Raw genomic sequence first — 24370 nt, 5'->3', positions numbered from 1 at the left:
CCGTCTACGGTTGCCGGGTGACACGACGACCTCTCGGGCTCTGTGCCGCCGTGCTCGTGGCCTCTGCCCTCGGCTGCTCCTCGGTCACCCCCGCCAGCCCGTCGGCGAGCGCCACCCCGGGCGACTACCCGCCCGCGACGACCGCGCCCACGGCGCGCGAGCCCGGACCGGTCGTGGCCCGGGGCCCGCGCGAGCGTCCACCCGTCCCGCCCGCCCCGGCGCTGGACGAGGCGTACCGCTTCGTGTCCGCGCCCGACTTCCTCAACCAGGACGTCGCCGACCTCACCGCGGACGGTCGCGAGCAGCACGTCGTGGAGGCGACCGGCCAGGTCGCCAACTCCACCAACGCCGAGTACGACCGTGCGCTCGACCACGTCATCTCCGAGATGGCCTCCCACGGCACCGACGACGTCCTGGTCGCCGGCGACCTCGTCGAGGGCCGCTGGGGGCGCGACGACGCCCGCACCGGTGTCTTCGGCCCGACCCGCACCGAGCAGCAGCGGGTGCGTGCCTGGCGGCGGGCGGCCGACGTCTACTACCCGGCCTACCGGGACCGGTTCACGGACCACGGGCTCACCACCTACCCCGCGGTCGGCGACCACGAGATCGGCGACGACCCGTGGCGGCGGCCGCGCCGCGACCCGTGGATCGACTTCAAGCGTCGCCACGTCCCGCTGTTCAAGCAGGTCTTCGCCGAGCAGATGCTCACCGGCACCGACGGCCGGCCGCGCTTCACCGACCGTCCCCGCCGCGGCCCCGCCAAGGACACCGCCTACGCCGTGCGCCTGGACCGCAACGTCCTCCTGGTCACCCTCGACGTCTTCGAGCGCCGCGGCGGCGACGTCCACCTCTCGGTCGACCCTGCCCAGCTGGCCTGGCTGCGAGGCGTGCTGCGGCAGGCGCGTCGCGACGACGTGCCGTGGGTGATGGTGCAGGGGCACGTCCCGATGACCGGCGACGTCCGCACCCGCAACTCCAGCCACCTCGTCTACGAGCGCGGCACCCGCTCGGACCTGTGGCGCACGATGGTGCGCGGCGGCGTCGACGTCTACCTCAGCGGCGAGGTCCACGACCAGACCGTGCACGAGCGCGACGGGATCCTCGAGGTGTCGCACGGCTCGCTGTTCTACCGCGGCGAGGCGTCGTACGTCCTGGGCCAGGCGACGGCCGACCGGCTGGTCCTGGAGAACCACCAGTTCCGCGGGACGATCGGGTTCGAGGACCGGCTCTGGACCACCTCGCGGCAGGGAGCGCCGGGGCACGTCAGCTATCCCGGGAGCTCGGTGGTGACCGGCACCCTCGTCGCCCGCCGCACCCGCGCGGGCGGCCTGCGGGTCGACGACGCGGCGGGCGTGCTCACGCCGCAGGAGTGACCCGGGTCTCGCCGGCAGCCCACGCTCCGGTCACGGTTCGGGTGCGCGGCCGCCCCCGCCGTACCCTTGACAGGTGACTCCTCCCGACGCCCCGTCCCCCCGCACCACCGGGCTCGGCGCGATCCCCACGCTCGAGCAGCTGCACGCGATGGGCCCGCGCCAGCAGCCGCGCTATCCCGACGCCACGGCCGTGGCCGCGGCCGTCGACCGGCTGCGCACCGCACCGCCGCTCGTGTTCGCCGGCGAGTGCGACGACCTGACCGGGAAGATCGCGGCCGTCACCCGCGGCGAGGCCTTCCTCCTGCAGGGCGGCGACTGCGCCGAGACCTTCGCGGGCGTCACCGCCGACAACGTCCGCAACAAGCTCCGCGTCCTGCTGCAGATGGCCGTGGTGCTGACCTACGCCGCCTCCGTGCCGGTCGTGAAACTCGGCCGGCTGGCCGGGCAGTACGCCAAGCCGCGCAGCTCCGACGACGAGACCCGCGACGGCGTGACCCTGCCGGCCTACCGCGGCGACGCGGTCAACGGCTACGACTTCACCGCGGAGGCGCGCGTCCCCGACCCGCAGCGGCTCGTCGAGGTCTACAACAACTCCGCCGCGACCCTGAACCTGGTCCGCGCCTTCGTCACCGGCGGCTACGCCGACCTCCGCCAGGTGCACACCTGGAACACCGACTTCGTGCAGTCCTCGCCGTTCGGCCAGCGCTACGAGGCCGTCGCCGACGAGATCGAGCGCGCGCTCACCTTCATGAAGGCGATCGGCGCCGACCCCGACGAGTTCCACCGCGTCGACTTCCACTCCAGCCACGAGGCGCTGCTGCTGGAGTACGAGCAGGCGCTCACGCGCATCGACTCGCGCACCGACCTGCCCTACAACGTCTCGGCGCACTTCGTGTGGATCGGCGAGCGCACCCGCCAGCTCGACGGGCCGCACGTCGAGCTGCTGTCGAGGATCCAGAACCCGATCGGGATCAAGCTCGGGCCCACCACGACCCCCGACGACGCGCTGGCCTACGCCGCACGGCTCAACCCGGACAACACCCCGGGCCGGCTGACCTTCGTCACCCGCTTCGGCGCCGACAAGATCCGCGACGGCCTGCCGCCGCTGGTCGAGAAGGTCACCGCCGAGGGCGTGCAGGTCGCGTGGGTCTGCGACCCGATGCACGGCAACACCTTCGAGGCGTCCTCGGGCTACAAGACCCGCCGCTTCGACGACGTGATCGAGGAGGTCCAGGGCTTCTTCGACGTGCACCGCAGCCTCGGCACCTGGCCCGGCGGCATCCACGTCGAGCTCACCGGCGACGACGTGACCGAGTGCGTCGGCGGCGGCGAGGAGATCGACGAGGTCGGCCTCGCACACCGCTACGAGTCGGTCTGCGACCCCCGGCTGAACCGCGTCCAGTCGCTCGAGCTGGCGTTCCTCGTCGCCGAGATGCTGCGCAAGGCCTGAGCGCCGCCACCTCCCCGAGCGGTGGGTGAGGGGGATTCCGCACCCCGGAGATCCTCCTCACGCACCGCCGGGGGCGTACGCCCGGCCGGCTGGTTGGATGGTCGGGTGATCGACCTGCGCTCCGACACCCTGACCCGGCCGACCGACGCGATGCGCGAGGCGATGGCCCGCGCCGAGGTCGGCGACGACGTCTACGGCGAGGACCCGACGGTCCTCGCGCTCGAGGAGCGGGTGGCCGCGCTGTTCGGCCACGAGGCGGCGCTGTTCACGCCGACCGGCTCGATGGCCAACGTGCTGGCCGTGGCCAGCGTGGTCGCCCCCGGCCAGGAGGTGCTCTGCGAGTCGTCGGCCCACATCGCGCGCGCCGAGCTCGGCGCCCACGGCGCGATCACCGGGCTGACCATGCGCACCTGGACCCACCCGCGCGGCCAGGTCGACCTCGCGGCGATCGAGGGGCTGTACGCCCCCGACATGGGGCCGTACTTCGTGCAGACCGCGGCGGTGTCGGTCGAGAACACCCACAACTTCGCCGGGGGAGTCGTGCTCCCGCTGCCGGACCTCCGGGCGCTGCGGGCGTGGGCCGACACCACCGGCACCCGGCTCCATCTCGACGGTGCCCGGATCTGGAACGCCCACGTCGCCACCGGCACCCCGCTGGCCGACTACGGGCGGGTGGCCGACGTCCTCGCGGTCTGCCTGTCCAAGGGCCTGGGTGCGCCGGTCGGCTCGCTCATGGTCGGCTCGGCCGACGCGGTGGCCGAGGCCCGCGTGCGGCGCAAGCGGATGGGCGGCGGGATGCGCCAGGTCGGCGTCCTGGCCGCGGCCGGGGCGTACGCCCTCGACCACCACGTCGAGCGGCTCGCCGACGACCACGACCACGCCCGGTTGCTGGGCGAGGCGCTGGGCCTCGACCCCGGCGACGTCGACACCAACATCGTCGTCGTCGAGCGGCCGGACGCACCGGCGTTCGTGGCGGCCGCGGCGGAGGAGGGCGTGCGGATCGCCGCCGTCGGGCCCCGCGCGGTGCGCCTGGTCACCCACCTCGACGTCTCGCGGGCCGACGCCGAGCGCGCGGCGTCGGTCCTCGCGCGGCTCTGACGCGCGGTCAGGGCGGTCAGGGCGCGTCGGCGCGCCACTCGAGCCGGCGGATCACCTCGCCCTCGTGGAGGGTGGTCGTCTCGCCGGTGTCGGTGAAGCCGCGGGCACGGTAGAGCCGGAGCGCGCGGCGGTTCGCCTCCCGGGTCCAGACCGACAGGCGGGTCCAGCCGGGGCCGTGGTCGCCCCGCTGCACGGACCGCACGAGGGCGCCGGCCACGCCGCAGCCCCAGAGCGCGGGGTCGACGAAGACCATCGAGAGGTGGCCGGCCGCGGGGTCGCTCCCGTCGTCGCCGCGGTAGGGCTCGGCGACCAGCATCCCCGCCGGTCGCTCGCCGTAGTGCGCGAGCAGCGCGAGGTGCCCGGCGTCCACGCGGTCCGCGACCTTCGCGGCGACCCGCTCGAGGCGCTCCGGCGTGGGCGGGCGGTCGGTCGCGGTCCGCGCCGCCCGCCACACCTCCACGGCCCGTCGCCGGGACTCCTCGTCGAGGATCGGCGCGATGAGCGTGCGGGGCATCGGCTGCTCAGCCGGCCCGGCGGCCGAGGACCGAGATCTCGCTGATCGCGGTGTAGTCGCGCCCCAGCGGGCCGGCGCCGGGAGGGGTGACCTCGCCGAGGGTGAGGGTCACCGTCGAGGTCGTCACCGGCGGCACCTCGACCTGCTGCACGTCCGGGCGCTCCGCCAGCGCCTGCTCGACGGTGGAGCCGTCGTCGAACGTCCAGGTCACCGAGAGGATGCGGCGGTTGTTCGGGTACCAGTCCACGCCCGCGACCTGCTTGGCGTAGCCGTTGACGAGCCCGACCCGGTCGACGACGGTCGGCCCGGCCAGGGTGATCGTGATCGACTGGCCGGCGGCCGAGCCGGCCGTGCGCCAGGCGGTGGCGGGGTTGCCGTCGCCCATCTGCGCGGCTTCGTAGGCGACGAGGTCGCCGTCGAGGTCCGTCGTCGGGGGCGCGGTCGCGGGGACCGCGAAGGCGGCCCCGCTCGCGGCGTCGAGACGCTCGCCCACGCCCTGGGGGACCGCCTCGGTCCCCTCGGTCGCCTCGGTCGCCGCGTCGTCTGCGCCGGGGCTCGACGACCCCACCGCCGACGAGGGCTCGGCGGCCTGGTCGGGCGCGTCCCCGTCGCCGGTGTCGAGCACGCGGAGCAGCACCAGCACCACGGCCACCAGCGCGGCGGCACCGAGGACCCAGGGGATCCAGCCGCGGGCCGACAACGGCTCGTCGGGCCCGAGCTCGTCGGCGTCGTGGTATGGCAGCAGGTCCCGCTCGGGGTCCCACACGGCCGGGCCGCCCGGCGAGCCGCCGTCCGGGGCGCGATCGGGAGCGTGATCGGGGGTACGGGTGCGCCGGGGGATGCGCCTCGGGGTGCGGGCCGGACCGGGTCGCGGGTCGGCGGGACCGGCGTCGGGTCGGCCGCCTGCACGGCAGGACCGCCGGTGGCGCCTCCGCGACCTCGGCGCTCGCGCGTGCCGCCGCCGGCGCGGGTGCCGGGGGCGCGGGTTCGGACGGCGCCGGTGCTCGCGGTGCCGGTGGCCGGGCGCCCGCGGGTGGCGGGTCGCCGATCCGGTGCCCGCAGTTGAGGCAGAACCGGCCCACCCCGAGCTCGGCGCCGCACCTCACGCACGTGTCCACGGAGCCCACGATAGGGGGAGGAACCCACGGCGGGGCTCCGGTCGCGGCTCAGACCGCGATGTGCGGGACCTCGCCCTCGAGCGAGCGGCGCGGGGCGAGCTCGACGGTCAGCATCGCCACCAGCACCATCGTCCCGCCCACCAGCAGCCGCGCGGTGACGTCCTCGCCGCCGAGCCACACGGCGAAGAGGGACGCGAAGACGGGCTCCATGCTCATGATGATCGCGCTGCGCGTCGGCGGCAGGTGGGCCTGGGCCCAGGTCTGGCCGAGCAGCCCGAGGGCGCCGACGACGACGGCCATGTAGAGCACCGACACCCAGTCCGACGTCCGTTCCGGGAGGACGATCCCGTCGGGGGCCGTGGCGAGCGTGCAGACCGCGGCGATCACCATGACCTGGAGGATCGTCATGCCGATCGCGTCGCGCGCCGACGACCACGCCCCGAGCCCGACGATGTGGAGGGCGTAGAGCACGGCGGAGGCGAGCGTGACGAGCTCGCCGTAGCCGACGCTGAGCCCGTTGAGCGCGAGCACGCCGAGCCCCACCGTCGCGAGCGCGACCGCGAGCCACGTGATCCGGGGGATCCGGGTGCGGAGGATGGCGGCCGCGAGGAGCGGCGTGCAGACGACGTACAGCCCGGTGACGAAGCCGCTGATGCTCGCCGGGGTGTGCGCCAGCCCGGCGGTCTGGAGGATCTGCGCGACGCCGTAGAGCAGCCCGAGCACGACGGCGTGGCGCCGCACCACCGGGGACATGCGGGCGATCGCGCGGGGCGCCACCACCAGCAGCGCGAGCGACGCCACCGCGAACCTCAGGGCGAGGAAGTCCAGCGTCGGGACCCGGTCGAGCAGGTCCTTGATGAGGAAGAACGTCGAGCCCCAGCACGCTGCCAGTGCGAGGAGCGCGAGCGCCGCGAGCAGGGTCGTACGGCGGTCGTGCTCGGGGGTCACGGGGGAAGGCTAGGACCTCAGATGAGGAACAGCGTGATCGTGGATCCCTTCGGGACGTCCTCGCCCGCCCCGGGGTCGGAGCTGAAGACGTAGCCGAGCCCGAGGTAGCTGTCCGACTCCTCGGTGGTCACCTGGAACCCGAGGCCCTCGAGCAGCTCGGTGGCGGCGTCGACGCCCATCGCGCGCACGCGCGGCACCTCGACCAGCTCGGGTCCCCGGGAGACCACGAAGGTCACCGTGTCGCCGCGGAAGAGCGTCCCGGTGCTCGGGTCCTGGGAGATGACGACGCCCTCGGGAACGGTGTCGCTGAACTCTTCGGAGGCGACCTCGACCTGCAGCCCACGCTTCTCCAGCGACGCACGCGCGTCGTCGAGGTCCTCGCCGGTCCAGTCCTTGACCTCGATCGGCTTGCGGCCGCGGCTCAGGACCAGGTCGACCGTCGCGCCGGGCTTCAGGGTGGTGCCGGCCTTGGGGGAGGTGCGGATCACCTGCCCCTCGGGCACCGTCTCGCTCCACCGCCCCCTGCTCTCCCCGAAGGCGAGGTTGGTGGCGGCGAGCGCGTCCTGCGCCTGGTCCTCGGTCTGCCCGGCGAGCGCCGGGACGTCGTAGCGCTCGGGGCCGAGCGACAGCACGAGGGTCACGGTGCCGCCGTCGAGCACCTTGCCGCCGGGCTTCGGGTCGGTGGCGATGACCATCCCGGCGGCGACGTTCTCGGAGTACGCCGGGTCGCCGGCCTCCGCGTCGAGGCCGGCGGACTCCAGCCTGGCCGACGCCGCCGCCTCGTCGAGGCCGAGCACTCCGGGCGTCGTGGTGTAGCGGGCCCAGCCGAACCACCACGCACCGATCCCGATCCCCGCGACGAGGAGCAGGGAGAGCAGCAGGACGAGCGGGCCCTTCAGGGAGCGTCGGCGCGCGGTGGTGGCCACCGGGGTGGCGCGGCTGGGCGGGCGCGGGCCGGACGACCGGTCGGCGGCGGGCCGGCCGGCGACGGTCCGGTCGGTCCCGTCGGGGCGCACCGGCATCGCGGTGGTCGCGGGCTCCGGCTCGACGACCGCGGCGGCGGCCGGTGCGGTCGCGACCGGTGCGGGTGCGGGGTGCCGCTCGAGCGCGGTGGTGCGGTCCGGGCTGCCGTCGTCGACGAGACCCGACTCGCGGGGGTCGACCTCGCTGAGCAGGGCCAGCGCCCCCGCGTCGAACGGCTCCGGCATGGTGTCGTTCGCGGGGTCCGGCGCCTCGTCGGTGCCGACCGGGCGGCGCGGCATCAGGTCGGCCGCGAGCTCGGGGTCGGAGTCGAGGCCCTCGCGCAGGGCCTGCTCGACGCGGTGCAGGTGGTGCAGCAGGACGGTCGCGTCGGCCGGGCGCTGGCCGCGGTCGCGCGACGTGGCGCGGGCGACCAGCGCGTCGACGTAGTCGGGGGTGCCGGGCTGGCGCAGCGACGGCATCGGCACGTCGTGGTGGACGTGGCGGTACGCCACCTGGATGGGCGACTCGCCCTCGTGCGGCTTCGCGCCGGTGAGCAGCTCGTAGAGCACCACGCCGGCGGCGTAGACGTCGGCGCGCGCGTCGGAGCGGCCGTCGACGACCAGCTCCGGCGCGAGGTAGGAGACGGTGCCGATCAGCACGCCGCCGGTCGCGGTGTGCTGGGTGTCCGCGCTGACCGCCTTCGCCAGCCCGAAGTCCGCCACCTTGACCCGACCGCCGTGCGCCTCGTCGGCGATCAGCACGTTCTCCGGCTTCACGTCGCGGTGGACGAGGCCCGCGCGGTGGGCCGCGGCGAGCGCGGAGACGACCGGCTCCAGCAGGGCGAGGGCGCGGGTCGGAGGCATCGGCGCCTCCTTGCGGACCACGTCGCGGAGCGTGTGCCCGGGGACGTACTCCATGACGAGGAAGACCGTGTCGGTGCCGTCGGAGGTGTCGTCGCCCTGGTCGTAGACGCCCACGACGTGGGGGTGGTTGAGCCGGGCCGCGGCGCGCGCCTCGCGGACGAACCGCTGCGCGAACTCCTGGTCGTCGCCGAGCCCCGGGTGCATCACCTTGACCGCGACGGTCCGGTCGAGCCGGGTGTCGGTGGCCTCGTAGACACTGGCCATGCCGCCCCGCGCCACCCGCGCGGTGATCCGGTAGCGCCGGTCCAGCAGCCGGCCGACCATGGGGTCGCCAGCAGCGCCGGGCGCGGCTGCGCGGGCGTGCTCGGGTGGCTCCACTGTCGACCTCCAACGCCGGACGGGGAAGGATCCGGCCCCCACATCGTACGGAAGCGGCGCCTGGGGCGGTGCCCAGGCGCGGCCGACCGGCGTGGCGCGGACCGGCCGCCGGGTGGGTGGCACCCCTCGCGCGTGACAGACTTCGCGCCATGAGTGACGCCCCCCTCGCCGACCGTGACCTCGCCGCCCTCGTCCCCGAGTGGCTGGACTGGGCCCAGGTCGCGCAGCTCCTCGGCGTGACGCCCTCGAAGGTGCGCACGATGATCCGCGAGCACGAGCTCGCCGCGGCGGTGCCCGTCCCGGGCGCCGGCCCCAAGGTCCCCGCCGACTTCATCCAGGACGGACTGGTCGTCAAGGGGCTGCCCGGCCTGCTGACCCTGCTCCACGACCACCGCTTCGACGACCGCGAGTGCATCGCCTGGCTCTTCACCGACGACGACCTCCCGGGCCGGCCGATCGACGCGCTGCGGGAGAACCGCGGCAGCGAGGTCAAGCGGCGCGCGCAGGTGCTGGAGTACTGATGGCCGCCGGCGCCGGCCGCCAGCGGTTCCGGTGGTTGCTGCTGCTCGTCGCCGCCGCCCTGCTCCTGGCGTGGGCGGTCACGGGTGGGCTGTCCGGAGGTGCCGGGGACGCGGGCGCCCCGACCGTGGCCCGCGACAGCACGTCGACGTCCCCCTCGACCGACCCCTCGACCGATCCCGACAGCGGGCTGCCGCTCGTCCGCCTCGCCGACCTGCCGCCCGAGGCGGCGAAGACTGTCGAGCTGATCGACCGCGGCGGGCCCTTCCCGGAGGACGAGGACGACGGTGTCTTCGGCAACCGCGCGGACCTGCTGCCCGACCAGCCGTACGGCTACTACCGCGAGTACACGGTGCCGACGCCCGGGGCCGACACCCGTGGCGCGCGGCGCATCGTCGCGGGCGAGGCCGGCGAGCTGTACTGGACCGACGACCACTACCAGTCGTTCTCCCGCGTCGTGAGGCCGTCGTGAGCGGGCTCGCGGCCGTGCTGTCCGGGCGCCGCGCGCCCGGCATCGAGCACTGGCACTCGGCGCTCGCGGTGCCGGACGTGCGCCACGCGGTCGAGCACGCGGGCTGGGGGTTCGGTCACCTCGACGGCTGGACCCGGGCCGACACCAAGGCGGGCTTCCTCGAGGCGGTGGGGGAGACCCTCGGGTTCCCCGACCACTACGGCCGGAACTTCGACGCCCTCGCCGACTGCCTGCACGACGTCGGCGCCGGCACGGCGGGCGTGCTGCTGCTGTGGGACGGCTGGGCGACGCTGGCCCGGTCGGACGAGCGCGCGTTCAGCATCGCGCTCAGCGTCCTCGGGTCGCGGGTCGCCGCCGACCGCGGCGTCCCGTTCGCCGTCCTGCTGCGCGGCGACGGCCCGGTCGTGCCGGGCATCACCAGCCTGGACTGAGAGCCCCTCGGTCAGACGGTCCGCTGCGTCGCTGCGGCGGCGAGGTCGGTGAGCACGGCGCGCGCGGTCGCGTCGACGTCGGCGGCCTCGAGGGAGGCGACGGCGCGGTCGGCGAGGTGCCCGATGACCTCCTCCACCTGCGCCCGCGCCCCGGAGTCGTCGATGATCCCCCTGAGCTCGTCGACGTCGGCGGCCGAGAGCGGGGTGCCGAGCGCCGCGTCGAGCCGCGCGGCCGCGGCCGGCGGGGCGGCGTCGAGCGCCAGCGCGACGAGCACCGTGCGCTTGCCCTCGACGAGGTCGTCGCCGGCGGGCTTGCCGGTCTGCGCCGGGTCGCCGAAGACCCCGAGGAGGTCGTCGCGGAGCTGGAACGCCTCGCCCAGGGGCAGCCCGAAGCGGGTGAGCTGCTCGAGCTGGGCGGGCGTCGCGCCGGCCAGCCCGGCGCCGACGTGGAGCGGGCGCTCGATGGAGTACTTCGCGGACTTGTAGCGCAGCACGGTCATCGCGGTGTCCACGTCGGCCCGTCCCCGGGCCTGCACCGACACGTCGAGGAACTGGCCGGCGATCACCTCGTTGCGGCACTGCTCGAAGAGCGTGAGGCCGGGCGCGACCTCGTCCGGCGCGAAGCCGCTGTGCCGGAGCAGGTCCTCCGCCCAGCCGAGGAGGAGGTCACCGAGCAGGATCGCGGCGGCGGCGCCGTACTGCTGCGCGTCGCCGCGCCACCCCGCGGCGCGGTGCTCGGCCTCGAACGCGCGGTGCGTGGCGGGGCGCCCGCGGCGGGTGTCGGAGGCGTCCATGAAGTCGTCGTGGACCAGCGCGCTCGCGTGCAGCACCTCCAGCGACGCGCACGCGCGGGCGAGGGCCCGCTCGTCGGTGACGTCCGGTCGCACCGCCCGGTGGCCCCAGTGGCAGAACGCCGCGCGGAACCGCTTGCCGCCGGTCACGGCGGTGCGCGCCTCCGCCACCAGGCGCCCGGCGTCGGGTCCGAGCGGAGCGAGCTCGTCCGCCCGCTCGTCGAGGAACGCGTCGAGGACCTGCTGGACCTGGTCGCGGAAGTCTGCGGGGTCCCACGTCGTCACGCGGGCGAGCCTAACCAGTGGACGCGGGCCGGGACGCATCGCCGTTCTCCGTAGGCTGGTGCCATGTCGACCGGTCACGGCCTGAGCATGGGCGAGCTCCTCGCGCGCGGCGAGCGCTCGTTCTCCTTCGAGTTCTTCCCGCCCAAGGACGCCGCCGGCGAGGAGCAGCTCTGGCAGGCGATCACCGAGCTCGAGCCCTACGGCCCGACGTTCGTGTCGGTGACCTACGGCGCGGGCGGCTCGACCCGCGACCGGACCGTCGCGATCACCGCGCGGATCGCCCGGGAGACCAGCATGCTGCCGGTCGCGCACCTCACCTGCGTGGGGCACACCACGCAGGAGCTCTCGGCGATCCTGGACGACCTCGCCTCCGCCGGCGTCCACCACGTGATGGCGCTGCGCGGCGACCCGCCCGGCGGTCCCGGCTCGCCGTGGACCCCCACGGACGGCGGCCTCACCTACGCCAGCGAGCTCGTCGCCCTCGTGCACCGTCGCCCGGACATGCGCATCGGCGTCGCGGCGTTCCCGGAGGGCCACGTCGACGCGGTCGACCTCGAGCAGGACGCCCGCGTGCTGCGCGCCAAGTACGACGCGGGCGCGGAGTTCGCCGTGACCGACATGGTGCTGCGCGCGTCCGACTACGTGGGTCTCGTCGAGCGGGCCGAGCGCGTCGGCGCCGACCTGCCGATCATCCCGGGCATCATGCCGATCCTGAACCTGCGCTCGATGGAGCGGATGGTCGAGTTCTCCGGGCGCCAGCTGCCGGACGAGGTCGTCGCCCGGCTCGCGCCCCACGCCGAGGACCCGGCCGGGCTGCGCGAGGAGGGCATCGCGATCGCCACGGAGCTCTGCGAGGCGCTGCTCGACGCCGGTGCGCCGGGCCTGCACTTCTACACGCTCAACCGGTCCCGGGCGACCCGCGAGATCTTCGCCAACCTCCGCATCACGGTCTGACCCCGTCGCGCCCCCCGGTCTAGGTTGGGCGCATGCGCACCGTCACCGTCACCGGGACCGGCACCGCGAGGGTCAGCCCGGACACCGCCGTGGTCCGACTGTCCGCCCTCGCCCGCGGCGCCGGCGTGTCCGAGGCCTACGAGGCGATGGCGGCGGCGGCCGCGACCGTGGTCGAGGTCGCCGCGCGGCACACCGACGAGCGTCGCGTGGCCTCGACGGGCATCACCGTGTGGCCGTTCCACGACCACGAGGGCAGGCGCGAGGGCTACGAGGCGCGCCACGGCTACGCCATCGCGTGCGGCGACCTGGCCGCGGCCGGGACGATGCTCGCCGCGCTGGCGCGGGAGGTCGGCGACGGCCTCGCGGTCGACGGCGTCGCACTGGAGGTCACCGACGACACGGTGGCGGGCGGCAAGGCACGCGAGGCCGCGTTCCACGACGCGCGGGAGCGGGCCGCCGCCCTGGCCCGGATGTCCGGGGCCGGGCTCGGTGCCGTCCAGACGGTCGTCGAGGGGGACCAGGGCGCGGGCCCGGTGCCGGTGGCGAAGGTCGCGCTGGCGTCCGCGGGCGGGCTCGAGCCCGGCGAGGCGACGGTGACCTCGACGGTCACCGTCGTGTGGGAGCTGGCCTGATCAGGCGCGACCGACGAGCTCGGCGGCGAGGGCGGCGCTGAGCCCGGCGAAGGGCAGCCCGGAGCCGGTGGTGGCGTGCGCGCCGACCGCCAGCACGCCCGCGACCGGCGTGCGCGGGCCCAGCCGCTGCCGGGCCGTCCGCGGTCCCGCCCAGCGGACCCCGTGGGGGGAGCCGCCCCAGAGCTCGACGAGGTCGCGCGGGGTGCGGTCGACGCGGGTGACCACCTGGCGGCGCACGTCGACGCCCCGGCGCGCCAGCGCCACCAGCGGGTCCTCGACGAGGCGCCCCCGCGCCAGCACCGTCCAGGCCGCGCCGCCCGTCGGTGCCCGGCCACCCGTCCGCACCACGAGCAGCGGGTCTCCGTGCAGCACCACCTCGTGCGGCAGGTCCGGGAGGTCGCCGTCGAGCCCGACGTGGCACACGACCGGCGGGTACGCCGGCTCGGTGCGCCGGACGTGGGGGGCCAGCGTCGGCAGCCGGCGCGGGTCCACCCCGACGACCACGACGTCGGCGTCCAGGGTGCCGGTGCCGTCGGCCCCGCGGGTCGCGACGGCGACGACCCGTCCGTCGCGGACGACGAGGTCGCCGGCCTCGGTGCCGGTGCGGACGTCGACGCGCCGCAGCGCCAGCCGCTCGGCCATCGCCGTGCCGAGCGCCGCCAGGCCGCCGGGGACCGTCCACGCGCCGAAGCGCTGCTCGAGGTAGACGTCGAGGCCGGCGAAGTCCGGTACGTCGCGCAGCGCGTGGCCGTCCATCACCAGCCGGTGGCCGGCGACCAGCCGCAGCCGCTCGTCGTCGAAGGTGCGGCGCAGCCGCCGGTGCAGCGACGTGCGCCGGTTCAGCAGGTCGGTGAGCTCCCGGGGCGCTACGTCGGGGTCGAAGGGCCGCTCGTACCACTCCCTGCGCAGCAGCTCCCAGACGTCTCCGTAGGACGCCACGTGGTCGACCCACTGCCGGCCCAGGCCGGTCCCGAGCGCCTCGAACGCGTCGAGCTGGGCGGCGCGGGACCCGCCGGGGAGGCGGAGCGCGGGGCCGTCCTCGAAGCGGTGCTCGCGCACGAGGTCCAGCGGGTGCAGGTCGACCTCGCGCTCGAGCGGTCGCCCGGACTTGCGGAACAGGTCGCGCACCACGGCGGGGAGCAGGGTGGAGGTGGGGCCTGCGTCCCAGGCGTACCCGTCGGCCTCGACGGTGCCCAGGGCGCCACCGAGGCGGTCGGAGCGCTCGAGCAGGGTCACCTCGTGGCCGAGCTTGGCGAGGCGTGCGGCGGCGGCCATCGCGCCGAAGCCGCCTCCGACCACCACGACACGCGCCACGGGGGAACCCTAGGTCCTGGCCGGCACGGTCAGCCGACCGGCCGCACCGGCTCGCGCCGCTTCCACCGCCGCCAGCCGCGGCGGACCAGCCGGCCGAGGACCACCAGCATCACCAGGCCGACCAGCAGCAGCACCCCGGCGACCGCCGCAGCGGCGCGGGGGTGCTCCAGGGAGAACCACACGACCGCGAGCACCGCGGCGTCCTCGGCGAGGCTCGCGGCGACGTTGGTCACCGGCTCGGGGGAGGAGTTGAGCGCCAGTCGCCCGCCCGCCTTGGCGAGGTGGCTCAGCAGTGCGGTGCCGCCGCCCACGACGCCGCCGACCGCCTGCTCGAGGGAGTCCGCCTCCCCGGCGAGCAGGACCCCGATCACGGCGCCGGCCGTCGGCCGGATCGCGGTGGACACGGCGTCCCAGGTGGAGTCGACGTAGGGGATCTTGTCGGCGACGAACTCCATCGCGTAGAGGAAGGTCGCGAGCGCCAGCACGTCCCACCGCCCCAGCACGTCGGGGATCGCCTCGGAGCCGCCGAAGCGGTCGGCCAGGCCGAGGACCAGCACGACGAGGTAGGCGTTGACGCCGCTCGCCCAGCCGCTGGAGAAGGTGAGCGCGAGGGCGTCCACGTCTCAGTCCCCGCCCGCCGCGGACTCGACGTCGACCTCGGTCGCGCCGGTCATCGCGACCAGCTCGTCGTAGGTCGTCGAGAAGACCGCCGCCGGGTGTCCCGCCGCCGCCCAGACGACGGGGTGGCGCCGCAGCCACGGGTCGATCCAGGTGCGGACGGGCGCCGGGTGGTCGATCGGGGAGACCCCGCCGATCACCTGCCCGGTGTGCTCGCGGACGAACTCGGGCGACGCACGGCGCAGCCGCTCCACGCCGATGCGCTGCGCGACGGCGGCGGTGTCGACCCGGTGCGCCCCCGAGGTGAGGATCAGCACCGGCTCGCCTCCGGCGTCGAACAGCAGGCTGTTGGCGATGGCGCCGACCTCACACCCCAGCGCCGCCGCGGCGAGTGCCGCGGTGTGGGCGCTGTCGGGCAGGATGACCACGTCACCCGTGCCGCCGCGCCGGGTGTGCTCGCCTCGGAACGAGGTGATGGATGCGTGCTCGCTCGACATGGTGCGAGCCTAGCGACGAGCGACGACGAGTCGGACGACGATTTCAGGGGAGTGTGGATGGCGCGCGAGGTGCCCGGGTCCGTGGTCAACAGCGTGCGCGTGCTGGGGCTGATCGTGGCCACGGCGGGCGTGATCACGCTGCTCACCTGGCTGATGCGCGACGACGTCATCCTGGGGTGGGCCGAGGGCAACCCGTCGGCCCAGGACATCCTCGCCCAGGGTGGCATCGAGCAGCTGCGCGAGAGCCCGATCGTCCCCGGGTTCGTCGCCCTCTCCGTGGTCGCCTTCGTCGGGTTCGCCCTCCTGTCGCTCGTGCTCGGGTCCTTCTTCATGGGCGGGCACGGCTGGGCGCGGTTCGTGCTGACCGCGACGGTCGGCGTCGGCGTCCTGGTCGGCGCCGTCGCGCTCGACTCCCACCTGCCGGCGATCTTCGTGGTCCTCGCCGCGCTGGTCATCGTCGAGGGCCTGGTCCTCGCGGTCCTGCTGTGGCGCCGCGACACCACCGCGTACCTCCGCGGCCACTGAGGTCGCGCCTCCCGACCGGCCCTTGACGCGCTGTCGGTGGTGGGGAGTACCGTTCTCGTTGTTCGAACAGTTGTTCGACGCGACTCGGGTGGCGGTGACCTCGACCCCCACCGCCGCCCGGGTCGACCCCGGGGTCGACCGAGGTGTCGAGGAGGCGCGATGAGGCAGTACGACGACCCTGTCGAGGTGCGACGGGGCGAGGCGGAGGATCCCGAGCAGTTCCTGTGGCGGGGCCGCCTGTGGAAGGTGCGCGTGGTGGTGGCGCACTGGGTGGAGGCCGGACCGTGGCGGCAGCCGGCGGCGGCGGGCGACGCGGGCGGGGCGCTGACCGCAGACCCGGTCGCCGCGCGCGAGCTGTGGCGGGTGGAGGCCGGCCGGGGGATCGCGTCCGGGGTCAGGGTCGTCGACGGTGCCGAGCCGCCGGGCCACGGCGTGTTCGACCTGTCCTTCGACCGGGCCGTCGGGCGCTGGCAGCTCGTCGGCTGCCGGGACTGAGGGGGCGATGATGACGACCGCACCGTTCGGCCCGACGTCGGCGGCGACGCTGCCGGCCAGCGCCCACACGTACCTCGCCCGCTCCGCGGCCTCGCTCAGCGACGCGATCACGGCCCGCGACGTCCCCACCCGGTACGCCTGCGCCCACGTCGCCGCCCTGTGCGCGGCGGCCGCGCTGCTCGCGGCGCGCGCCCGTCCGGCGCCGCGGGGGCGCCGGCAGAAGAACGCCTGGGTGCTGCTGTGCGAGGTCGCTCCCGAGCTGACCGAGTGGGCGACGTTCTTCGCGGCCGGCGCCGCCAAGCGGGCGGCCGCCGAGGCCGGGTCGACCCGCGCGGTGACCGAGCGCGAGGCCGACGACCTGGTGCGCGACTCCGACCGGTTCCTCGCGGTCGTCGAGCAGTCGCTGGGCCTGGTCCCGCACGCCAGCGTCGCCTGAGACGGGGCCGGGGATGAAGCCCACCCGGGGCGTCGCGCCGCACGCACTAGGGTTGCCCGCATGCAGCAGCCCTCCGCGAGCGAGCGTCGTCAGTCCGTCCGCACCGGCGTGGTCTGGGACGGCGTGCGCACCCTGCTGGAGACCGACGCGACCCTGCGCGAGCAGCAGGCCCGGATCGTCGACGTCGGGGGAGGGACCGGCGGGTTCGCCGTCCCGCTGGCCGAGCTGGGCCACCGGGTGCAGGTCATCGACCCGAGCCCCGACGCCCTCGCCTCGCTCGACCGCCGGGCCCGCGAGCGGGGCGTCGCCGACCGGGTCGCCGGCCAGCAGGGCGACCTGTCCGACCTCGCCGCGCTGGTCGACGACGCCGACCTGGTGCTGTGCCACGGTGTGCTCGAGATGGTCGACGACCCCGCCGCGTCCCTCGCCGCCATCGCCGGCGTGCTGCGCACCGGCGGACACCTCAGCCTGGTCGTCGCGCAGCAGCACGCGGCCGTCGTCGCCCGCGCCATGGCCGGGCACTTCCAGACCGCCCGCGAGCTGCTCGACGGCGGGTCCGCGGCCGGGCGCGGTGGCCGTCGCTTCACCCGCGACGAGGTGGTCGACCTCCTCGGCGCGGCGGGCCTGGCCCCGACGTCGGTCCACGGTGTGCGGGTCTTCGCCGACCTGGTCCCCGGCAGCCTCCTCGACCTCGAGCCCGGCGCCACGGCGGCCCTCGTCGAGCTGGAGCGGGCCGTGGCGACCCGCCCCGAGTACCTCCCGCTGGCGACGCAGCTCCACGTGCTCGCCCGGTGCTGAGCCGTCCGCGCCGTCCGCGCCCTACTGCGGGGGCGGACGGTGACCGACACCCCGCTCCTGCACGTCGACATGGACGCCTTCTACGCCTCCGTCGCGCTGCGTGAGAGGCCCGACCTGGTCGACGAGCCGGTGGTCGTCGGCGGCAGCGGTCGCGGCGTCGTGCTGGCCGCCAACTACGTCGCCCGCCGCTACGGCATCCACTCGGCGCTGCCGATGGCCCGCGTGCGCCGGCTGTGCCCGCACGTCACGGTCCTCCCGCCCGACTACACCAGCTTCATGAGCGTCTCGGCCTCGGTGATGGAGACCTTCCGGGAGGTGACGCCCCTCGTGGAGGCGTACTCGCTGGACGAGGCGTTCCTCGACGTCCGCGGCTCGACGCGTCGGCTCGGCCCGCCGGAGGCAATCGCCGAGCAGCTGCGCGCGACGATCCACGACGAGCAGGGCATCACCTGCTCCGTCGGCGTGGCCGGCTCGGTGTCGGTCGCCAAGGTCGCCAGCCGGCGGGCCAAGCCCGACGGCGTCCTGGTGGTCCGGCCCGCCGAGGTCACCTCCTTCCTCCACCCGCTCGACGTGGGTGAGCTCTACGGAGTCGGGGAGAAGACCCGCGAGGTGCTCCACCGGGCCGGGCTGGTCACCGTGGCCGACATCGCCCGCCTGCCGGTGCCGGAGCTCCAGCGGGCCGTCGGCCGACACCTCGGCCAGCACCTCCACCACCTCGCGTGGGGCACCGACCGCGCCGAGCTGGTGCCGCGGCCGGTGCACCAGGAGCCCGACCGGTCGATGGGGGCCGACGAGACCTTCGCGCGCGACACCGCCGACCGGGAGGTGGTCGTCCGTGAGCTGCTGCGGCTCTCCGGGCGGGTGGCCGGCCGGATGCGGGCGGCCGGCGTCGTCGGTCGCACCGTCGCCCTCAAGGTGCGCTTCTCCGACTTCACCACGATCACCCGCTCGCGCACCCTGCCGGAGGTCACCGACGTGACGGTCGAGGTGCACCGCGTGGTCACCGGGCTCTACGACGCGCTCGACCTGCCGCGCACCCGGGTGCGGCTGGTGGGCGTCCGGGTGGAGGGCCTGGTGCCGCGTGCGAGTGTCCAGCGCCAGCTCGTCCTCGGCGAGCCCGAGCACGGCTGGGAGGACGCCGACCGCGCCGTCGACCGCGCCACCCGCCGCTTCGGGTCGAGCGCCGTGCGGCCCGCGAGCCTGGTCTGAGCGGCGGGGGTGACCAAACCGGTGCCAGATTTTTCGGGGACGCCTACCGTAGTGGCAGGACCGTGCCTAGACTTGCAGGCAGAAGGTGAGGAGGAACCGTGGAGCTCTCCGAGGAAGAACTGCGACTGCTCGAGCAGATGGAGCGCGCCCTCGTCGAGGAGGACCCGAAGTTCGCCTCCACCCTGCGCGGCACCTCGTTCCAGCGCACCGCGCGACGACGGATGATCCTCGGCGGCGTGATCCTCGCCGTCGGCATCGGCCTCCTCGTGCTCGCCGTGCTGCTCGACCTCTCCGCCGTCCTCCAGACGGTCCTCGGCGTGGCCGGCTTCGTGGTCATGCTCGGCGGTGCGGTCCTCGCCCTCACCGCGGCCCGCTCGCCCTCCGCGCCCGCCAAGGTGCGCTCCTCGGGCCGTTCCGGGCTGGGCGTCGTCGACGGCGGCCGCATGCACCGTCCGCACCGCCCCGGTCGCCAGCGCAACGGCAGCCCGTTCATGGAGCGGGTCGAGGAGCGGTGGCGCCGCCGCCGCGAGCGCGGCCTCTGAGCCTCGAACTGCAACCCCGGCGCCGACAGGTGCCGATCGGCGTCTGACCGCTGAGCCGTTCCGTGCCTCGTGCCCGGTCGTTCGGCGCCCGGTCGTGCGGCGCCCGGTCGTGCGGCGCTGGCGCGGAGGATCGTGGAGTCGTCGTGCCGCCGGGTGACGCGGGCCCTCCATGATCACGAGGGACGCGCTGCCGGGTGACCCCGGCCGCGGACTCCGGTGAGGCGTCCCTGCCGCGGACGTCGCCGCCCGGTCGGGCGGACGACCGGGCGCAACCCAGCCCGAGCCCAGCCCCAGCCCAGCCCGAGCCAAGATCAGGGCCCAGCCCGAGCCCAGCCCGAGCCCAGCCCGGAGCCAGAGCCCCGCGTCGCTCAGCCGACCAGCTCGTCGACCGTCTGCGCCGACTGGGGGTCCGCGGAGGCGGCAGCCGCGCGCGACCGCGCGCGCCGCGACGTGCGCAGGCCGACGACCGAGGCGGGCCACCAGGTGGCCCGGCGGGCCTCGCGCGGGGTGACGCCGGCAGCGAGCGACTCCTCGACGAGCTCGGCATCCGCCCGGAACCGGTCGGCGGTGTAGGACTCGGGGTCGCGGGCGTAGCGGCTGCGCTCGAGCGCCGCCACCAGCCGGTCGAGGGCCTGCGCCGCCTCCGGTGCCTGGTCACGGCCGCGGCGCGGACGGTCGGGCCGGTCCTTGCCGGGCTCCGGTCGGGCGAGCAGGCGGCCGAGCCACTCGCCCGTACGACGAGGGCTGCGACCGTTGGGCCAGGCGTGGCCGAGGTCGCGGGTGACGTCCTGCAGCTCGCGCCACAGGTCCTCGATGTCCCCGCCGAGGCGCTGGCGGCGGCGGGCGGTCCGCACCAGCCGCGGGCTCATCAGGAGCGCGCCGAGCACGACCAGGCCGAGGAGGCCGGCGAGGACCGGCACCCACGGGATGCTCGAGCCCTCCTCGTCGGCGGTGCCGGCGTCGGCGGTGGGCGTCTCGCCGCGCTCGGGCAGCAGCTCGGTCGACCGCGACGCGCTGGGGGTCGGCGACTCCGTGACCGGGGCGAACTCGGCCGTGGTGTAGTCGGGGACCGAGCCGGCGCGGTCCTGGGGCGTCGGCTCGAAGCGCACCCAGCCGGAGCCCGGGAAGTACAGCTCGGGCCAGGCGTGCAGGTCGTGGGCGGAGAACTCCCACGAGCCGTTGGTGGCGCGCTCGGGGTTCAGGAAGCCGACCGCCACCCGGCTCGGGATGCCCAGGACGCGGGCCATGATCGCCATGGACGCGGCGAACTGCTCGCAGTAGCCCACCCGGTCGTCGAGGAACGCCAGCAGGTCGGCGTCGCCGCCTCCCGCCGACTCGACCTGCGCCTTGTCGTAGCGGAAGCCGCCGTCCTCGCGGAACCACTGCTGCAGGGCCTGCGCCTTCTGGAAGCGCGTCGGGGCGTCTGCGGTGACGGTCGCGGCCAGGCGCCGGATCTCGTTGTTGAGGGTCGGCGGGACGTCGGAGTAGAAGCCCTGGACCGAGCCGGCGCCGGAGACGGCGGCGTTCATCGCCTGCTCGTCGTAGTCGAGCTGCACACCGGTGAAGTCATAGCTGGAGTCCGCCGTGGTGACGTCGCGCGCGGCGATGAAGTCGCGGGTGCTGAGGTCGTAGCGCCAGTCGTTGCCGGCGGAGATGCGGGTCACCTGGTCGGTCGTGGGCAGCCAGGTCGACCGGAAGTCGGGGCCGATCCGGACGTCGTACTTGAACTCCTTGCGCGGCACCGACACCGCCACCCCGTCGAGCGGGGGGAGCGTCCCGGTCGCGGTCTGCGTCGGCGGGATCTCCCGGTCGCCCGACGTCCAGGCCTCGCCGTTGAAGCGGGTGAGCACCGACATGCGGAGGTAGCTGGGGCGCGGCCCGGAGGTGGTCACCCACAGCAGCGGGACGTCGCGGCCCTGGCTCAGGTTGCGCCGCAGGTCGATCATCGGGTCCTTGACCTGCACCTCACGGGTGCCCGGTCCGTTGCCGTCGAAGACGGAGACGCTCATCGTCGGCACCACGACCGGGACCAGCACGGCGAGGGCGATGGCGGTGGTGCCGAGGCCGACGGCGGTGTTGCTGATCGCTCCGGTGCGCACCGAGAACGCGCCGCGCTCGCCGTCGGGCGCCCGCCCCCAGCTCGCGACGTGGTCGCTGTGCTGGATGAACACCAGGGTGAGGAAGAGCGCCGCGACGACGGCGAAGAGCCACCACGAGACGGCCTCGCCGGTGACCGCCACGGGGAGCGTGTACGCGGCCAGCAGGACCAGGCCGGCCACCGGGGCGCGGCGCAGGGTGCAGGCGAGGACGTCGACGAGCAGGAGGACGAGCGTGCCGCCGATCAGCAGCAGCGGGTGGACCGGCGGCACACCGGGCTGGATCGGCGCGGCGTACTGCCGGGAGCTCTCCAGCGCGCCGTCGAGCGCGGCCCGGAAGGCATCGACGTTGCCGGGCGTCGGCAGCGGCGATCCGGTCGTGGTGCCGAGCACCAGCAGGGCACCGACGACGAGCTGGCCGAGCACCACCACCGCCACCGGGACGCGGCTCCACCGGGCGACGGCACCGCCGCCGGCGAGCACGACGCCGATGAACAGCAACGGGAACCCGACCTCGGCGAAGCCGGTCGTCAGCACCCGCCACGACAGGACGGTCGTCCAGGCGGTGAGGGCCGCCACCAGGGACACCCGCAGCTGGTGCGGGAGGGTGCTCCAGCCTGCCGGGGAGCCGGTCAGCGTCCTCATCGTGTCGCTCCTGCCGCCGTCGCCCGGCTGTGCATCAGGCCCAGCTCCTGCCACGCGGTGTCGAGCCGGTCGCGCGGACCGATGGTGATCGAGCGCCAGCCGCTGGCGGTCAGCTGCGAGGCCGCCCCGGGTCCGGGCTGCACGGGCAGGTGCGGCGCCCAGGCGTCGACGTCGAGGGCCACGGCGATGCTGGACGACGCGTGGTGCTGGAGCCGTCGCAGGAACGGGAGGTCGTGCTCGGCCAGCCCGCCGAAGACGCCGACGACGAGCCCGCCGTGGCCCGGCTCGGCGAGCCACTGGGTGTCGGGGGCGGGGGAGTGGTCGAGCTGCACGACGGCGAGGGCCTCGAGCAGCGGGATCGTGCTGGCCTCTGCCGCCTGGGAGTGCCACTGGGTCTCGCGGCTGTCGCCCGACGCGGTGACGAGCCGGACGGTGTAGCCGTGGTGCGTGAGGTGCACCGCGATCGACGCCGCGGCAGAGACGGCGCCCTCCAGCGAGCTGGCCGCTCCCTGCCCGCGGTGCGAGGTGCCACGGTTGTCGAGGAAGACGGTCGCCCGGGACTGCCAGGGCTGCTCCTCGCGCCGCACCATCAGCTCGCCGACGCGGGCCGAGCTGCGCCAGTGGACGCGGCGCAGGTCGTCGCCGCGGCGGTACTCGCGCACCGTCACGTCCTCGGCGCTGCCGGTCGCGAAGGCGCGGGGGCGGTTGTCGCCCGACCCGGTCCAGGCGCCCCCGAGCGGGATGCTCGGCAGCGAGATGGTCCGCGGGGTCACGGTCAGCCGGGTGGTGGCGTGGAAGGTCCGGCCGAGCTCGACGAGCCCGAACGGGTCGGTGACCCGGACCGTCATCGGCCCGATGTCGAACTGCCCGCGCAGCTCGGAGCGGACCTGGTAGGTCGCGTGCCGGCGCCAGCCGTGGCCGAGGCCCTCGAGCACGAAGCGCGGGCGGGTGCCGAGGACGTAGGGGAGGCGCTCCTCGAGCAGCAGCACCCCGGTCGGGGTGCGGGACTCGTTGGCGACCGTGAGCTCGACCGTGGCCGGCTGCCCCGCGACCACCAGCTGCGGGGAGACCGTCCGGACCAGCGCGAGCCGGTAGCGCGAGCGCCCGACCCACCACGCGGTGAGCAGCGGCAGCACCGCGACCAGCACGCCGATGCGCACGATCGAGGAGTGGCCCACGACGACGGCGGCCACGACGGTGGTGATCCCGGCGGCGAGGAACGCCCGTCCGCGGACGGTCAGAGCGGCGAGGGCCTCACGCACGGCTGCCGCGGGGGATCGAGGTGGCGTCGGGCGCAGACGGCACCGGCACCGACTCGACGAGGCCCGAGAGGATCGCCGCGGTGGTGCGACCGCTCATCGTCGCCTCGACGTTGGGCAGCAGCCGGTGCGCGAGCACGGGCGAGGTGATGCCGTGGATGTCGTCGGGGAGCACGTAGTCGCGGCCCTGGGTCGCGGCGACGGCCTTCGCCGCCCGGACGAGGTGGAGCGTCGCGCGCGGGGACGCACCGAGGTGCAGGTCGGGGCTGGTGCGGGTCGCGGTGGTCAGCGCCACGGCGTAGCGGTGGACGGCGGGCGAGACGTGCACCCGGCCGACGATCTCGATCACCTTGCGGATCTCCCCGGCGTCGGTCACCGGCTCGAGGTCGTCGAGCGGGTTGTGCGAGGTGTGGCCCTCGAGCATCGCGATCTCGGCGGACTCGACCGGGTAGCCGACGGAGACGCGCGCCATGAAGCGGTCGCGCTGGGCCTCCGGCAGGGCGTAGGTGCCCTCCATCTCGATCGGGTTCTGGGTCGCGATGACCATGAACGGCTTCTCGAGCTGGTAGGTCGCGTTGTCGACGGTGACCTGGCGCTCCTCCATGCACTCCAGCAGCGCGGACTGCGTCTTGGGGGAGGCGCGGTTGATCTCGTCACCGACCACGATGTTGGCGAAGACGCCGCCGGGGCGGAACTCGAACTCGCGGGTGTCCTGGTTGAACACCGAGACGCCGGTGACGTCGGACGGCAGCAGGTCGGGCGTGAACTGGATGCGCCGGACCGAGCAGTCGATGCTGCGCGCCAGCGCCTTGCTCAGCTGGGTCTTGCCGACGCCCGGGACGTCCTCGATGAGCAGGTGACCCTCGGCCAGGAGCACGACGAGCGCGGCGTTGACCACGTCCGGCTTGCCTGCGATGACCTGCTCGATGTTGTGCCGGACGGCGCCGGTCACCCGGCGGACGGTGTCCAGGTCGGGTGCCTGTCCGGTTGCCCCAGTCGTCACGTCGTGCCGTCCCCTCTTTCGGTCCCCACCCACGGTATGTGGTGCGCGCAACATACCCGTCCACAGCATGCGGACGCCGCCCCTCGGCCGGGCCCGTGACCGGACCCGTTCGCTGCGATGCGCAGGCCGCGCCCCGCGTCCCCA

25 protein-coding genes and 1 pseudogene are annotated in these 24370 nt (G+C 75.1%); 14 read left to right on the top strand and 12 right to left on the bottom strand.

Going from position 1 to position 24370, the window contains the following annotated elements; translation table 11 throughout:
- Positions 1-17 precede the first annotated feature (17 nt).
- The 3 genes from LN652_RS05030 (at position 18) to LN652_RS05020 (ending at position 3921) form a co-directional block, all read left to right on the top strand.
- Complete coding sequence (locus tag LN652_RS05030; RefSeq protein ID WP_230443592.1) at positions 18-1373, top strand: metallophosphoesterase; 1356 nt, start codon at positions 18-20, stop codon at positions 1371-1373.
- A gap of 148 nt (positions 1374-1521) precedes the next feature.
- Positions 1522-2823: a class II 3-deoxy-7-phosphoheptulonate synthase gene (locus LN652_RS05025; protein WP_230444689.1), complete on the top strand. Its 1302-nt coding sequence runs from the start codon at positions 1522-1524 to the stop codon at positions 2821-2823.
- A gap of 105 nt (positions 2824-2928) precedes the next feature.
- Positions 2929-3921 (top strand): threonine aldolase family protein, encoded by a 993-nt coding sequence (locus LN652_RS05020; protein ID WP_230443591.1) that lies wholly within the window; start codon positions 2929-2931, stop codon positions 3919-3921.
- A 16-nt stretch (positions 3922-3937) separates the two neighbouring features.
- On the opposite strand, the gene LN652_RS05015 is transcribed toward LN652_RS05020, so the two are convergent.
- The 5 genes and pseudogenes from LN652_RS05015 to LN652_RS22220 all read right to left on the bottom strand — a co-directional run.
- Complete coding sequence (locus LN652_RS05015; protein ID WP_230443590.1) at positions 3938-4435, bottom strand: GNAT family N-acetyltransferase; 498 nt, start codon at positions 4433-4435, stop codon at positions 3938-3940.
- 7 nt (positions 4436-4442) lie between these two features.
- A complete protein-coding gene (locus tag LN652_RS05010; protein WP_230443589.1) occupies positions 4443-5201 on the bottom strand; it encodes a discoidin domain-containing protein in 759 nt (252 codons plus the stop codon).
- Positions 5202-5601: 400 nt separating this feature from the next.
- Positions 5602-6501: a DMT family transporter gene (locus LN652_RS05005; protein ID WP_230443588.1), complete on the bottom strand. Its 900-nt coding sequence runs from the start codon at positions 6499-6501 to the stop codon at positions 5602-5604.
- Between the two features lie 17 nt (positions 6502-6518).
- Entirely contained in the window at positions 6519-7523 is a 1005-nt protein-coding gene (locus tag LN652_RS22225) for a PASTA domain-containing protein (protein ID WP_456238080.1), read from the bottom strand.
- Positions 7524-7769: 246 nt separating this feature from the next.
- Positions 7770-8651 (bottom strand): annotated as a pseudogene (locus LN652_RS22220) (protein kinase domain-containing protein); the annotation flags it as partial.
- A gap of 203 nt (positions 8652-8854) precedes the next feature.
- Here LN652_RS22220 and LN652_RS04995 point away from each other — a divergent pair.
- The 3 genes from LN652_RS04995 to LN652_RS04985 are packed head-to-tail and all read left to right on the top strand — an operon-like array spanning position 8855 to position 10127.
- Positions 8855-9226 (top strand): Rv2175c family DNA-binding protein, encoded by a 372-nt coding sequence (locus LN652_RS04995; RefSeq protein ID WP_230443586.1) that lies wholly within the window; start codon positions 8855-8857, stop codon positions 9224-9226.
- Positions 9226-9696: a ribonuclease domain-containing protein gene (locus tag LN652_RS04990; protein ID WP_230443585.1), complete on the top strand. Its 471-nt coding sequence runs from the start codon at positions 9226-9228 to the stop codon at positions 9694-9696. The genes LN652_RS04995 and LN652_RS04990 overlap by 1 nt, the downstream gene beginning before the upstream one ends.
- On the top strand, positions 9693-10127 hold the full coding sequence (locus LN652_RS04985; RefSeq protein WP_230443584.1) for a barstar family protein: 435 nt from the start codon (positions 9693-9695) through the stop codon (positions 10125-10127). The genes LN652_RS04990 and LN652_RS04985 overlap by 4 nt, the downstream gene beginning before the upstream one ends.
- Before the next feature lie 11 nt (positions 10128-10138).
- On the opposite strand, the gene LN652_RS04980 is transcribed toward LN652_RS04985, so the two are convergent.
- A complete protein-coding gene (locus tag LN652_RS04980) occupies positions 10139-11203 on the bottom strand; it encodes a polyprenyl synthetase family protein (RefSeq protein ID WP_230443583.1) in 1065 nt (354 codons plus the stop codon).
- A 63-nt stretch (positions 11204-11266) separates the two neighbouring features.
- Here LN652_RS04980 and metF point away from each other — a divergent pair, with 63 nt between their 5' ends.
- Positions 11267-12157, top strand: coding sequence for a methylenetetrahydrofolate reductase [NAD(P)H] (gene metF, locus LN652_RS04975; protein ID WP_230443582.1), 891 nt, complete (start codon positions 11267-11269; stop codon positions 12155-12157).
- Between the two features lie 32 nt (positions 12158-12189).
- A complete protein-coding gene (locus LN652_RS04970) occupies positions 12190-12789 on the top strand; it encodes an SIMPL domain-containing protein (RefSeq protein ID WP_230443581.1) in 600 nt (199 codons plus the stop codon).
- On the opposite strand, the gene LN652_RS04965 is transcribed toward LN652_RS04970, so the two are convergent.
- Genes LN652_RS04965 through LN652_RS04955 form a run of 3 tightly spaced genes read right to left on the bottom strand, consistent with a single transcriptional unit; the run spans position 12790 to position 15218 of the window.
- Entirely contained in the window at positions 12790-14103 is a 1314-nt protein-coding gene (locus tag LN652_RS04965) for a phytoene desaturase family protein (RefSeq protein ID WP_230443580.1), read from the bottom strand.
- Between the two features lie 29 nt (positions 14104-14132).
- A complete protein-coding gene (locus LN652_RS04960; protein WP_230443579.1) occupies positions 14133-14723 on the bottom strand; it encodes a DUF4126 domain-containing protein in 591 nt (196 codons plus the stop codon).
- A 3-nt stretch (positions 14724-14726) separates the two neighbouring features.
- Positions 14727-15218: a YbaK/EbsC family protein gene (locus tag LN652_RS04955; protein ID WP_230443578.1), complete on the bottom strand. Its 492-nt coding sequence runs from the start codon at positions 15216-15218 to the stop codon at positions 14727-14729.
- 57 nt (positions 15219-15275) lie between these two features.
- Here LN652_RS04955 and LN652_RS04950 point away from each other — a divergent pair, with 57 nt between their 5' ends.
- The 6 genes from LN652_RS04950 to LN652_RS04925 all read left to right on the top strand — a co-directional run bounded on the left by LN652_RS04950 (position 15276) and on the right by LN652_RS04925 (position 19223).
- A complete protein-coding gene (locus LN652_RS04950) occupies positions 15276-15743 on the top strand; it encodes a hypothetical protein (protein WP_230443577.1) in 468 nt (155 codons plus the stop codon).
- Between the two features lie 159 nt (positions 15744-15902).
- Positions 15903-16238, top strand: coding sequence for a DUF6504 family protein (locus tag LN652_RS04945; RefSeq protein ID WP_230443576.1), 336 nt, complete (start codon positions 15903-15905; stop codon positions 16236-16238).
- Between the two features lie 10 nt (positions 16239-16248).
- Entirely contained in the window at positions 16249-16674 is a 426-nt protein-coding gene (locus LN652_RS04940) for an SAV_6107 family HEPN domain-containing protein (protein WP_230443575.1), read from the top strand.
- Between the two features lie 60 nt (positions 16675-16734).
- A complete protein-coding gene (locus LN652_RS04935; RefSeq protein ID WP_230443574.1) occupies positions 16735-17472 on the top strand; it encodes a class I SAM-dependent methyltransferase in 738 nt (245 codons plus the stop codon).
- Between the two features lie 39 nt (positions 17473-17511).
- Complete coding sequence (dinB, locus tag LN652_RS04930) at positions 17512-18681, top strand: DNA polymerase IV (protein ID WP_230443573.1); 1170 nt, start codon at positions 17512-17514, stop codon at positions 18679-18681.
- A 98-nt stretch (positions 18682-18779) separates the two neighbouring features.
- The gene (locus LN652_RS04925) at positions 18780-19223 is read left to right on the top strand and encodes a DUF3040 domain-containing protein (RefSeq protein ID WP_230443572.1); all 444 of its coding nucleotides are present in this window, start codon (positions 18780-18782) and stop codon (positions 19221-19223) included.
- 368 nt (positions 19224-19591) lie between these two features.
- On the opposite strand, the gene LN652_RS04920 is transcribed toward LN652_RS04925, so the two are convergent.
- The 3 genes from LN652_RS04920 to LN652_RS04910 are packed head-to-tail and all read right to left on the bottom strand — an operon-like array spanning position 19592 to position 24226.
- Complete coding sequence (locus LN652_RS04920; protein ID WP_230443571.1) at positions 19592-21964, bottom strand: transglutaminase family protein; 2373 nt, start codon at positions 21962-21964, stop codon at positions 19592-19594.
- On the bottom strand, positions 21961-23226 hold the full coding sequence (locus tag LN652_RS04915) for a DUF58 domain-containing protein (protein ID WP_230443570.1): 1266 nt from the start codon (positions 23224-23226) through the stop codon (positions 21961-21963). The genes LN652_RS04920 and LN652_RS04915 overlap by 4 nt, the downstream gene beginning before the upstream one ends.
- A complete protein-coding gene (locus tag LN652_RS04910) occupies positions 23219-24226 on the bottom strand; it encodes an AAA family ATPase (protein WP_230443569.1) in 1008 nt (335 codons plus the stop codon). The genes LN652_RS04915 and LN652_RS04910 overlap by 8 nt, the downstream gene beginning before the upstream one ends.
- Positions 24227-24370 lie beyond the last annotated feature (144 nt).

It is taken from the genome of Nocardioides okcheonensis, from assembly GCF_020991065.1.
Taxonomy (GTDB): Bacteria; Actinomycetota; Actinomycetes; order Propionibacteriales; family Nocardioidaceae; genus Nocardioides; species Nocardioides okcheonensis.
This window is presented reverse-complemented; position numbering and strand designations above follow the sequence as displayed.